This window comes from Nocardia paucivorans NBRC 100373 (assembly GCF_000308675.1).
GTDB lineage: Bacteria > Actinomycetota > Actinomycetes > Mycobacteriales > Mycobacteriaceae > Nocardia > Nocardia paucivorans.
The window spans coordinates 25,275-36,734 of the sequence record NZ_BAGE01000126.1 but is presented as its reverse complement, the minus strand read 5'-3'; the positions used below and the strand labels follow the sequence as shown (position 1 = coordinate 36,734).

Genomic DNA, 11,460 nt, shown 5'->3' with positions numbered 1-11,460 from the left:
CCATGTTTACGCTCGTCCGTCCGCTCATCCGCTACGGCTACGCCCCGTTCATGCTGCTCGCCGTCAACGGCGCCGGCATCGCCCTGGCCGCTACCGGCGCCAACAAGCTCTTGTTGATCGTCTTGCTCGCTGTCGCGGTCGCTGTGTCGTTCACCGCCGAACACCTACTGCCTTACCAAAGGTCTTGGAACACCTCCCGCGGCGATGCCGGCCGCGACACCGCCCACAGCTTCGTCAACGAAACCCTCATCCTCGCCAGCGTCGCCGCGATCCCCGCCCTGGCCGCGCTCATCCCCGGGGACGGGATCTGGCCGGGCAGTTGGCCGTTCGTGGTGCAGGTGTTACTCGCGGTCTTGGTCGCCGACCTCGGGATCACCCTGGCCCACTACGCCAGCCACAAAATCGGGATCCTGTGGCGGTTCCACGCCGTGCACCACAGCGTCACCCGCTTCTACGGGCTCAACGGCCTGATGAAACACCCTCTGCATCAAACCCTCGAAATGACCGCCGGCGTCACCCCGCTACTGCTCGCCGGGGTCCCGGTCCCGGTCGCCGCCGCACTGTCGCTGGCTGTGGCGGTGCAACTGCTGCTGCAACACTCCAACGCCGACTACCGCATCGGACCGTTCAAACACATCCTCGCCCTGAACGAAGGCCACCGCTTCCACCACCTCAAATGGGCCGGCATCGGCGACGTCAACTTCGGACTGTTCACCCTCATCTGGGACCACCTACTCCGTACCTACAGTTACGACCCCCACCAGCGCTTCACCAGCGCAGACCTCGGCATGGCCGCCAAGCCCGACTACCCCACCCGCTACCTCGCCCAGCTCGCCGAACCCTTCACCCGCCACGGCGCCTGCCACTTCGCTCCCGACACCAGCAGTACGCCGGGGACCGGCGAACAGGTCAGGACAGCCTGACCACCGATTCCACAGGACACATCAACCCTTCGAAAGGACTGGCCATGCCGACCATTCCGCCCGCCGCACGCGCCCGCTACCACGAGGAAATGCTCGCGGCGAAGACCACACCCGACCCCGAACAACGCTGGACCCACCTGGAATGCGCACACATCCTGTCCCAACCCGACCCCTGGCTGCACACCCGCAACCACATCGCCATGTTCACCCTCGCCGTGCGCCAGCGCGACCGTCGCGAAGCCCTCGGCCAAGTGGTACGGATTATCGTCGCCGCACCCGGATCACTGGCCGGCCTCGCCCCCGAAGGCAACACCGGCCGTGCCCACGTCGGCCTCCGCCAAACCATGCCAACGCCGCCGGACCTCGACGCGCTCCTACAAACGGCGGCATAACTTCACCGCCTCCTGCGCTCGCGTCGAATAGCGGCCCATTATCTGTGGCGAGTCGGACCGGTGAGGTTGCCCGTCCCGTCCGGAACCGATCACCGCCGGCGAGGCCGCGAACGCCTGACTACCGGGCTGGTGACGGGTGGAACCTGTACGACCTCCGGCACTAGGCGACCGCCGACGTCGGCCATCTCAGCCGCACCTGGTACTTCGGTCGGCTCCCGGCCGCGGAAAGGTTCGCTCTTGCCCTGGCGGGCTGAAGCCGGTGCCGCGGCCGGGCAGCCGATCGGGGGGTTGGCCTATACCAGCGATGCTGTGTAGCCGAGTTCGGCGATTGCGGTGACCACCTGTTCGGGGCTGGTGTGGGTGAGGTCGAGGTCTACGGTCGATTGCTGTTTCTTCACCGAGGTCTGGCTGCTGAGGACACCGGGGAGGTCTTCGAGGGTGTCGTCGACCAGCAGTGAGCAGCTGCCGCAATGCATGCCCTCGACGCGGAATGTGAATATGGGCAACGGATGATCCTTATCGGTCGATGGTGAGCAGGCCGGTGTACATGCCCATGCCGCAGGCGTAATCGAGGCGCCCGGGTTCCAGGACACCGAGATCGATTCGGGTTTCTCCGGTCACGGGCAGAATTTCCTGGATGCCCAGGCGGGGTATGACCAAGGAGCGAATACAGCCCTGAGTGCCGTCGGTCTCGACGACGAGCGTGGTCGGCAATCCTGCTTTGACCGCGACGTGGTCGGGCGCGTAGGCGTTTGTACGTGCGGTGATGGTCACCGTCTGCACTCCGTCGGCGACAATCGCTGCCGAGGCGTCCGCCGGAGCCGGCCCAGTTGTGAACGTATCGGCGAGTCGCCCCGCCGCCAGCGGCGATCCAGCCAGTTCGAGACCACCGTTGAGGGTGTAGAGACCCATACCCAGAACCAGCACTCCAGTCGCGACCGCCAGGCGGCCACGCCACGCCCCGGCCGCAACTCTGACCACATACCCGAGGACAACGAACAGCGGACCGGTGCCGAGCACGAACACGGCCATGATCGCCGCGCCCTGCCACGGCGATCCAGAAGCCAGGGCCAACGCCTCGACCGACAGAGTGACCCCGCACGGCAACAGGATCGTCAGGACACCGAGCAGCGCCGGCGCGACCGCGGTCTGCAAACGGGCGCCTTTGCGCACGACCCGCATCCAGGAGGCCGGTGGTTCGATGACGATCTTGCGGAAACCGGGCACTCCGAGCTGAGCGAGAGCGAAAACGATGATCAGCAGCCCGGCCCCGATCTGCAGCCAGGTGCGCGCGGCGACCGACAGCTGAACAGCACTGCCCAGCCCGCCGAGCGCGGCGCCGAGCAGAGTGTGTGAGACCAGTTTCCCGATCAGGAAACCGGCGACCGGAGTGAGGTCTTCACCGACCCGCGCCCATATTCGGCGCGGCGGGGCGGGCGTAGTGGTGCGCTGGCGGGCGATCATCCCGGTCAGCAGTCCGCCTTGAACGGCGGCACATGAGACGCCTCCGGCGAATAGGCCGGTAGCGAGCACAGCAACAAGATTCACGAAAGGTACTCCTGCGTGAGGAAGAGCATGGACAGGCGAAAGTGCCCCTCGACGCCAGGGGCGTCGGGGCCGGCGGTTCGTCGAGTGACGACCCGCTGTCCGCCCGTTTACGTCCGCATCACGCAGAGTTCGGTGAGGTTGGGCGGGCGCGGGAGTGCACCCGTGAACCGCCGACCGGACCGTGGAAACGCGCAACGCACGAGGGAGACCTCGCTGCCGCGCGCCAAATGCACGGTTGCTGCCAGCAGCGCCAAGAACATCGCCAGGCAGGCCATCGTTATCCCGGCCGGTGGCATGGGCCCGAGATCCACCACTCCCACAGCAAGCGCCCCGGTCACCGGTATCACCGCCGCGCCGCGGTCATGATGGAGTGTTTCCTGCGAGGCGTCGGGCTGCGGTGTCGACACCACCTGGGAAACACTGTGATCGGCCGGGCCCGCCATCGACATGCCCATCGTGTCGCCCGCACGGCAATGCCCGCTCTGGACGAGCGCGATCCCTATCAGCGCCGCCAGCATCACACCGAGCCGAAGTAATCCGGCTCGCCGTGCAGGAGAGGCGACGCTGACCACGGCGGCGATCCTACTGAGCATCTCTCACCGGCCTGCGTCGGCCCCTGCAGTGACGTCGGAGCTCGGCGCCGTGCGGTGACAACACACGAGTGACCGCCTTCGGCCGGGGCGAAGCCAACATTTTCCCCTGCCGACTTGCCGGCCGCTAATCGCCTGGTGGTCGCTCATGCTCGGATTCCGATTCGACCTCGGCTCACCGTCGGCGCGGCCTGCTTGTCGCTCGCTGTGGTGAGAGTCGCACCAGTGAATACCCCAGGGGGTATATATTCGAGCAGTGAAGATAATACCCCGGGGGGTATAAGTGAGGCTTTTGCCGAGCTCGACCGGAGAGGCGGAGGAACATGACGGAGACGACGACGGCTCGGCCGCCGGATATGGCTGAACTGGGGCGAGTGGGGGTGTTGGCGCGGTGGGGGTCTGTGATGGCCGGTCATGCCCGGGTGGTTTTCGGTGTGTGGCTGGTAGTGCTGGTCGCGCTCGGTGCTGCGGCGCCGAGTGTGTTCAGTTCGTTGGCCGGCGCGGGGTGGCAGGCCAACGGTTCGGAATCCGTGCAGGTTCGCGAGCTGGCTCAGCGGAACTTCGGCGGCAATTCTTCGGCGGCGGTGCAGGTGGTGGTGCATTCCGATACCGCGCAGCTCTCCGATCCGCAGATGCAGACCGTCCTGGATGAGGTGTCAGCGGTGTTCGCCGGTGACTCCCGGTTCGGGGCAGTGATCGCCCCGCAACCGGGAATGACGATCAGCCCGGACGGCCGCACCGGCATTCTGATCGCGGGGGCGAACGCGTCGGCCGATGATATGGTGCGCGCTGTCGATGAACACAAAGCCGAGTTGACGGCACTCTCGGGTGAGGGTGTCGAGGTGTATCCGACGGGGGCCTCGGCGTTGTGGAGTGATTTCAACAAGGCCAATCACGACGCGATGATCCAGGCGGAGCTGTTTTCGTGGCCGGTCACGCTGCTGATCATGGTGCTGGCGTTCGGTTCGCTGGTCGCAGCGGGATTACCGCTGCTGTTGACAGTGGCCGGGTTGGTGGCTTCGGCCGGTGGCCTGGTGTTGCTGAATCAGGTGACTCCGATTTCGGTGTGGGCGATGAACTTCGCGATGATGTTCGCCCTCGCGCTGGGGATCGATTACGCGCTGTTCATGGTCGCCCGGTTCCGTGATGCGCTGAGCAAATCCGCCGATGCGCGACGTGCGGTCGCCGAGACGATGGCCACCGCGGGCAAGGCCGTGGTGTTGTCGGGTCTGACTGTGCTGGTGAGCCTGTCGGCGGTTCTGCTGGTGCCGGCGCCGGCGGTGCGCACGATGGCGGTGGGGATCATGCTCGCGGTCGTGTTCGTGCTGGCTGCGACACTGACGCTGCTGCCGGCCGCGCTCGGCGCCCTCGGTAAGCGGATCAACGCGGCGGCGTTGCCATACGCAACCCGCCAGCAGCATCGCTCGTCGTGGTTTGCCCGGTGGGGGCGGCTGTTGCACGAACGGCCGTGGCCGTTCGCGATTGCCGGAGCGGGAGTGTTGATCGTGCTGGCGCTACCGGTTCTCGGGTTGAAAGTTGCGATGCCCTCGATCCAGGTGGTGCCCGCCGACGCGCCGGTGCGGCAAGGCTACGAGCTGGTCCAGCGCCAGCTCGGTGACGGTGCACCCGGCACGTTGCAGATCATCGCCCCCGCCGATCAGGCCGACAGCACCGCCCAGGCAGCGGCAGGGGAGGGGATCGCGATGGTGACGCCCGCGCAGCCGGCCGCCGATGATTCCGGGTGGGTCATGATGCAGGCCCTGCCCGCCATGGACCCCTCCGACAAGCGTATGAGCACGGTGCTGGACGAGTTGCGGGATCGGTTGCCCGACCGAGCCTTGGTCGGCGGCGCGCCCGCGGAGAACCTGGATCTGCAGCAGGCTCTGAACGATTACCTGCCGATCGTCGTCTCGGTGATCCTGGTCCTGGGCTTCGTGCTGCTGCTGGTCGCACTGCAGGCCCCGCTGATCGCCGTGTTGGGGACGCTGGTCAGCCTCGGCTCCACCGCCGCGGCGTTCGGGGTGGCGAAGCTGATCTTCCAGGACGGCCACGGCGCCGGGCTGCTCGGCTTCACTCCGCAGGGGTTCCTCGACGGGTGGGGTCCGGTGTTCTTCTTCGCCATGATCTTCGCGATCGCGATGGACTACACCGTGTTCCTGCTGGCCAGCGCGAAAGAACAGTTCGAACGCAGCGGCGATGCCCGGACCGCGGCAGTGGAGGGGCTGGCCCATTCCGGGCGGGTGATTTTCGCCGCGGCGGCGGTCATGGTCGCGGTGTTCTTCACCTTCGCCCTCGCCGAACCGCTGCCGCCGAAGGAAATGGGCATCATCCTGGGTGTCGCGGTCTTGCTGGACGCTCTGATCGTGCGGCTGGTCCTGCTGCCGGTCATCCTGCGGCTCACCGGCCGGGCGGCCTGGTGGTCACCGGCCTGGATGCGCCGCGTTCTGCCACGGATCAGTTTCGCCCATCACTAACAGGGCGGCCGTTATACCCCAGGGGGTATTGTTGGTTGTTCGGATTGATAAGAAGGAGGACGCCGTGGTCGGCGACGAAGACAGCATTGCCCAGGTTCTCAACCGGCTGCGCCGGGCGCACGGGCAGCTCGCCGGGGTGATCACCATGATCGAGCAGGGCCGTGACTGCAAAGACGTGGTCACCCAGCTCGCGGCCGTCTCGCGGGCCCTGGACCGGGCCGGGTTCAAAATCCTGGCCACTGGGCTACGCGAATGCCTCGACGAGTCGAAGGAATCCGGGGAACCGTTGACCGTGGCCGAACTCGAAAAACTGTTCCTCGCCCTCGCCTGAACCACGGGTACCGATGAAGGCGGACCCAGAAAGGACGACATGCCGAGCTCACCGTTGACCGATAGGGGCTGGACCATCGCCCGGTTGGTACCGCTGCTGGCCGGGACGCTGGTCCTGGCCGGTACCGTGGCGGCCGCGACGATATCGGCATGGTGGCTGATCGTTCCGGCGCTGGTGGGAGCCAACCTACTTCTCTACAGCGCGGTCGGCTGGTGCCCGGCCACTCTGCTCATGCGCCGCGCGGGCGTCACCTCCGGGGTCTGCCCACCCGGCCACGCCTGACAACTCAGCCGAGGAAAGGTGCTTTACGTCATGGAAATCGCCCTGTCGACCACACTGCACACCGGCTTCGACGAGGCCGTGGACGCGGTCCGGGAAGCCTTGGCCGGGCAAGGTTTCGGGATCCTCACCGACATCGATATGGCCGCCACGTTGAAGGCCAAACTCGGCCACGACATGGAGAACTACCGCATCCTCGGTGCCTGCAATCCGCCGCTGGCGCAGCAGGCGGTAGGGATCGATCGCCAGATCGGGTTACTGCTGCCCTGCAACGTCGTCGTACGCAGCGACCCTCACGACACCGGACTGATACGCGTCGAAGCCATGAATCCGGAACTCATGGTCGAAGTCACCAGCGACCCACGACTCCGCCCGGTCGCCGCGGACGCTGGGGCCCGCTTGGCCGCCGCACTCGAAACCCTCGACTCAGCTGCCTGACTCGACCATGATGGCGGGCTCGGTCCCGCTGTTGTCGTCGTCCGCGCTACCACCGGTCGGCCGCGGCGCGCCTGCCCTCCGGCGCCAGGCGGATCAGGCTACTCACGGTTCTCCGCAGGCACCGTATTGCCGTGCGGCGTCAGCATCGCCAGGGTGATCGCTATAAGTATCAGCACGGGGACATCACCCGCCAGGTGCTGCCATTCGGTTGGGGCGCGCGCGGCATGCCAGGTCATGACAGCGGCGTGGGCCAGGCTCGACCACACCGTGAACCAGATGAGGGACAGGTGACCCAGTGGGTGGCGGGAGGCCCGGATCAAGAAGACTCCGAGTACTGCGTAGATTACCGCGATCATCTGCTCGTACTCGGGCTGTGCAGGCTGCCAGCGGAAACCTGCGGGCCACAGATGGATCAATGGATATACCCCGGCGATGAACGCGATGCCGGTCAGCAGGAGCGCTATCCGCAGCCGTCCCAGATGCTGCATGTCCGCCTCTTCTCGTCGATGTCGGTGCGGCCTATCTGTGCGGTCGGCGGCGACAACGTCTGTAGCTGGCTTCTGTTGTCAGTGGTGGCGGTGGGGTGTAGTGGTGGGCAGTGTGAAGGCTGCGGTGCGTACGGTTCCGCGATGTTTGAAGTCGAGGAACAGGCGGTAGACGCCCGGTCCGGGGACCAGGGTGTGGAAGGTGATGTCGGGGCCGGGGGCGGTGGCACCGTCTCCGGGTTCCCCGTTGGGGTGGACGTGGACGTAGGCCAGGTCTCCGGCCCGCAGGACGACCAGGTGGCCGAACGCTGCGAGGTAGGGCTGTAGATCGGTGACCGGGGCTCCGTCCTTGCGGACGGTGAGGGTCAGTTGCCGGCCTTCGCCGGCGACCAGGTCGCCGCCCAGTTCGACTTCGTACCCGTCGACGACTGTGGTGCGAGCCGGTTCCGGAATCGGTAGCGGTGCATAGTGTCCTGCGACGGCGAGGTCCGCGCCGAGGGTGATGGTGCGGCCGAGTTCGCGCGGGGCGATATCGGTGAATACCCGGTATGCGCCTGCTTCGGGCAGGTCCAGCTGTACCGACCAGGTGCCGTCGGCGGCGCGCTGGGGATGTACGTGCCAGAAGCCGGTCAGTTCGCGGCGGGCGACGATCAGATGCAGTTCTTTGTCGTGGATCGGGGTGTAGTCGGTGACCGGCTGCCCGTCGGGACCCAGGATTCGGAACCGGAACTCGATCTCACCGGGTTGCACGAGGGTGTCCGCCAAATCCAGTGAGTATCCGTCCTGTGTGATCAGCAGACCGCCCGGGAACGCGCCGGCGTCATGACCGGCGTGGGAGTGGTGGCCGGCGTGGGCGGGTTTCGGGTCGATGTGACCGTTGTGGCCGCTGTGAGTAGCGGTGGTCGCATGTGCGATAGACCCGCCGCGGGCCTCCCCATGGTTCGCGTGGTGGCCGTGGCCTGCGTGGTGAGCGTGGTTCGAGGGGTTCATTGCAATTTCCTGTTCTCGTCGTCAGTGGGACGAGAGGAAACATATACCCCCCAGGGGTATACTGCAAGAGGGGCTTCCTTCCGGAAGGAAAGGGGCCGATCAGGTATTGGGGCGAGCTGCCTGGGGTGCGACCGGGTGGCGTGGTGTCGGCCCCGTCAGGTGCTGCCGCCGGAAATCGCACCGTCTACATCGATCGCGCGTTGACCGAACTACGCGGCCACGGCCATCCGGTGCTGGATGTGGACGCTGCCGGACTCTCACCGTTCATCCGGACGGATATCGGCATCGATGGCCACTACGGCTTCCACCTGCCTGAACTCGGCGGAACACACCGGCAGTTGCGCGATCCCGATACTCCCGACGAGGACTGAGAGTGTCGACAGGTGAGGTCCTCGGTGTCGCTCATGCTCTGGACCGCCACATGCCGCGTGGTGGCTACTGTTCGGCTTTGTGGCGCCGGTAGTGCCGGGCCACGCGCATACGGTTGCCACACAGAGCGGGTGAGCACCAGCGCCGGCGCGAGTTGGTGGGCAGGAACCAGATCACGCAGTCGTGGGCGTCACATTGCCGGATCGTGGTGACCGCGGGATCGGCCAGCAGGTGAGCGGCAGATTCGGCGAGTTCGGCGGCCAGACGTTGTCCGGGCGTGCCCGCACGCCGGCGGGCGGCGGTCAATCCGGCGTCTTCCCACCTCAGGTGCGTGACCGCGGGGGCTGCGAGTTGGGCGCGTTCGAGCGCGAGTAGGTCGAGCCGGTGTGGGCATTGCCCGCGACGGGTGCGCTCCAGGGCGGCCGCGATGTGGCCGCGGATCTCGCGGACTGCGGCGACATCGGCCGCGCTGATGTCGCCGTCGAGTTCGGGTAGCCGGTGGGCTTGGGCCGTGTACCAGGCGCGCAGATCGTCGGGGGTTTGCAGCAGGTCGCCGAGGGAGGGGGTGGTGTTGATCAGATCCAGCGGCAATGGCTCGCCGAGCAAGGGGAAACGGCCGGTCACAAAAGCTAATGCTACACACCGGATTGACACATTAGCCAGGGCTCGATACCTTACGGGGGTATCCCATGATGAGGAGATGTGAACATGACCGAGGTAGTCGGCACCGCGGCGGACAAGGGCGGCAAGACGTCACCCGCGGCGGTGGCTTCCTTGTTCACCATCGCGACGGCTCAGTTGATGCTGGTGCTCGACGACTCGGTGGTGAACGTGGCGCTGCCCAGCATCCAGCGGGAACTGGACGTACGCGCGGTGCATCTGTCGTGGGTGGTGAATGCCTACATCCTGGCGTTCGGTGCGTTGCTGATGCTCGGTGGCCGCATCGGGGACCTGTGGGGACGGCGCCGCACCGTGCAGGTCGGTTTGATCATCTTCGTGGTCGCCTCGCTCGCCGGTGGTCTGGGGCAGACCGCGGGCATGCTGATCGGGGCGCGCGGGCTGCAAGGGCTGGGTGCGGCGCTCATCGCCCCCAACGTGCTCGCCCTGATCACCACGACCTTCGCCGAGCGCAAGCTGCGCGACACCGCGTTATCGCTCTATGGCGCGATGTCGGGTCTGGGCATCGTGATCGGCCTGCTGGCCGGCGGCGTGCTGACCGGCACCCTCGGGTGGCGCTGGGTCTTCTTCATCAATATCCCCATCGGGCTGCTCGTGCTGCTGGGGACCCGCACCCTGGTCGCCCCGCAGCCGCACCGCGGACAACTCGGCACCCTCGGCGCCGTGCTCGGTACGGCAGGCACGTTCGCCCTCGTCTACGCGATCACCCGCTTCGGCGAAGACGGCTTCACCGACCCGATCGCACTGATCGCCGCGGGCGTGGCCGTCGCTGTCCTGACAGGTTTCGTGCTCACCCAGGCACGCAGCCGCAACCCTCTCGTCCCGCTGAGCCTGTTCCGCGACCGCAACCGCACCGGCGCCTACCTCACCATGCTGCTGCTGGCGGTGGGACCGATGGGGTCGCTGTATGTGCTGACGCTCTACCTGCAGCGGGTACGTGACTATTCGCCGATCATGACCGGTCTGGCGTGGCTACCGTTCGCGGTCGGCATCATCCTCGGTGCGGGCCTGGCTCCGAAACTGCTGCTGAGCCTCACCCCGCGCCTCGTCGCCGGCGCGGGCGCCATTCTCAGTGCGCTCGCGGCGCTGTGGTTCTCCACGATCACCACGACCAGCGGCTACTGGTTGCATCTGGCACCGGCGATGCTGATGTCGGCACTCGGGTTCGGTCTCGGGGTGATGGCGCTGACCCAGGCGGCGGTCTACCACGTCGACAGCGACAAAGCCGGAATCGCCTCAGCGCTGCTCAATTCCGCGCAGCAGATCGGTGTCGCGCTCGGTATCGCGGTCCTCGCCGGTGTCGCCGCCACCGTCACCAGCGGTTCCGCCGAGCCCGAACCCGCCGCCCTCACCGACGGCTACAGCGGTGCATTGTTGGTGGCGTTCGCGATGCTGCTGACCGCCGCCGTGGTCGCTGTGTTGTTCCTCCGTGGCAACACAAAAGAGCCGATGCCCACGGGCAGGTCTGCCGACACCATGCACTGAACACCCCTCGCCTGCCCGGGCCCTCTCATCATGAGCTTCCACACCTGAGCTCGACCAACGAAAACAAGCAAAGGACCAACGATGCACTCGCACAACGACGAAGCGAAGTTCATGGCCGACATCAAGGAAGCAGCACCGGAGATGGTCTCGGCCTTCTTCGGATTCGACAAGGCCGTGTTCAGCAAGAACACCGGGAATCTGGATCTGGCCACCCGGGAGCTGATCGCGGTCGGCGTCGCGGTGACCACGCAGTGCCCGTTCTGCATCGAGGACCACGCCAAGCGCGCCGTCAGGGCCGGCGCTTCCAAGGCCGATGTCGCCGAAGCGGTCATGGTCGCCGCCGCCCTGCGCGCCGGCGGCGGCGTCACCCACGGATGGAAGGCGATGAAGAGCATCGCCGAAGACGAGTAATCCGCCTCCTTCTCGTCAAGGGAAGTGAGGCTCAGAACATACGGGGCAGCGATTCGACTGGGGTGTC

Annotated in this window: 15 protein-coding genes; 9 read left to right on the top strand and 6 right to left on the bottom strand. The window is 66.5% G+C overall.

The window, feature by feature from the left end; all coding sequences use genetic code 11:
• The first annotated feature begins 2 nt into the window (after positions 1 to 2).
• Both ON32_RS25465 and ON32_RS25460 read left to right on the top strand, forming a co-directional pair.
• Positions 3 to 923, top strand: a complete 921-nt coding sequence (locus ON32_RS25465) for a sterol desaturase family protein (protein WP_040793567.1) — start codon at positions 3 to 5, stop codon at positions 921 to 923.
• Positions 924 to 967: 44 nt separating this feature from the next.
• Positions 968 to 1,315 carry a DUF3703 domain-containing protein gene (locus ON32_RS25460; RefSeq protein ID WP_040793566.1) on the top strand — a complete coding sequence of 116 codons (348 nt, stop codon included), beginning with the start codon at positions 968 to 970 and terminating at the stop codon, positions 1,313 to 1,315.
• Positions 1,316 to 1,608: 293 nt separating this feature from the next.
• On the opposite strand, the gene ON32_RS25455 is transcribed toward ON32_RS25460, so the two are convergent.
• The 3 genes from ON32_RS25455 to ON32_RS25445 form a co-directional block, all read right to left on the bottom strand.
• Positions 1,609 to 1,821, bottom strand: a complete 213-nt coding sequence (locus ON32_RS25455) for a heavy-metal-associated domain-containing protein (protein ID WP_040793565.1) — start codon at positions 1,819 to 1,821, stop codon at positions 1,609 to 1,611.
• A 10-nt stretch (positions 1,822 to 1,831) separates the two neighbouring features.
• Positions 1,832 to 2,863, bottom strand: a complete 1,032-nt coding sequence (locus ON32_RS25450; RefSeq protein WP_040793564.1) for an urease accessory protein UreH domain-containing protein — start codon at positions 2,861 to 2,863, stop codon at positions 1,832 to 1,834.
• 107 nt (positions 2,864 to 2,970) lie between these two features.
• Positions 2,971 to 3,456, bottom strand: a complete 486-nt coding sequence (locus ON32_RS25445) for a hypothetical protein (protein ID WP_040793563.1) — start codon at positions 3,454 to 3,456, stop codon at positions 2,971 to 2,973.
• A 320-nt stretch (positions 3,457 to 3,776) separates the two neighbouring features.
• Between ON32_RS25445 and ON32_RS25440 the strand changes: the two genes are divergently transcribed.
• The 4 genes from ON32_RS25440 (at position 3,777) to ON32_RS25425 (ending at position 6,975) form a co-directional block, all read left to right on the top strand.
• Entirely contained in the window at positions 3,777 to 5,927 is a 2,151-nt protein-coding gene (locus tag ON32_RS25440) for an MMPL family transporter (protein WP_040793562.1), read from the top strand.
• Between the two features lie 64 nt (positions 5,928 to 5,991).
• A complete protein-coding gene (locus ON32_RS25435; protein ID WP_040793561.1) occupies positions 5,992 to 6,258 on the top strand; it encodes a metal-sensitive transcriptional regulator in 267 nt (88 codons plus the stop codon).
• Positions 6,259 to 6,297: 39 nt separating this feature from the next.
• Entirely contained in the window at positions 6,298 to 6,540 is a 243-nt protein-coding gene (locus ON32_RS25430; RefSeq protein WP_040793560.1) for a YgaP family membrane protein, read from the top strand.
• A 30-nt stretch (positions 6,541 to 6,570) separates the two neighbouring features.
• Positions 6,571 to 6,975 carry a DUF302 domain-containing protein gene (locus ON32_RS25425; RefSeq protein WP_040793559.1) on the top strand — a complete coding sequence of 135 codons (405 nt, stop codon included), beginning with the start codon at positions 6,571 to 6,573 and terminating at the stop codon, positions 6,973 to 6,975.
• Between the two features lie 98 nt (positions 6,976 to 7,073).
• On the opposite strand, the gene ON32_RS25420 is transcribed toward ON32_RS25425, so the two are convergent.
• Together ON32_RS25420 and ON32_RS25415 are read right to left on the bottom strand one after the other, a co-directional pair.
• Positions 7,074 to 7,463, bottom strand: a complete 390-nt coding sequence (locus ON32_RS25420; RefSeq protein WP_040793558.1) for a DUF6632 domain-containing protein — start codon at positions 7,461 to 7,463, stop codon at positions 7,074 to 7,076.
• Positions 7,464 to 7,541: 78 nt separating this feature from the next.
• A complete protein-coding gene (locus ON32_RS25415) occupies positions 7,542 to 8,450 on the bottom strand; it encodes a DUF8832 domain-containing protein (protein WP_171048231.1) in 909 nt (302 codons plus the stop codon).
• Positions 8,451 to 8,593: 143 nt separating this feature from the next.
• Here ON32_RS25415 and ON32_RS25410 point away from each other — a divergent pair, with 143 nt between their 5' ends.
• Complete coding sequence (locus tag ON32_RS25410) at positions 8,594 to 8,821, top strand: hypothetical protein (protein WP_138448544.1); 228 nt, start codon at positions 8,594 to 8,596, stop codon at positions 8,819 to 8,821.
• A gap of 64 nt (positions 8,822 to 8,885) precedes the next feature.
• Here the strand turns inward: ON32_RS25410 and ON32_RS25405 are convergent, their stop codons facing one another.
• Positions 8,886 to 9,443, bottom strand: a complete 558-nt coding sequence (locus tag ON32_RS25405) for a CGNR zinc finger domain-containing protein (protein ID WP_040793557.1) — start codon at positions 9,441 to 9,443, stop codon at positions 8,886 to 8,888.
• 84 nt (positions 9,444 to 9,527) lie between these two features.
• On the opposite strand from ON32_RS25405, the gene ON32_RS25400 reads away from it, so the two are divergent.
• Entirely contained in the window at positions 9,528 to 10,982 is a 1,455-nt protein-coding gene (locus ON32_RS25400) for an MFS transporter (protein WP_083874791.1), read from the top strand.
• 81 nt (positions 10,983 to 11,063) lie between these two features.
• Positions 11,064 to 11,393, top strand: a complete 330-nt coding sequence (locus tag ON32_RS25395) for a carboxymuconolactone decarboxylase family protein (RefSeq protein WP_040793556.1) — start codon at positions 11,064 to 11,066, stop codon at positions 11,391 to 11,393.
• Positions 11,394 to 11,460: the final 67 nt, after the last annotated feature.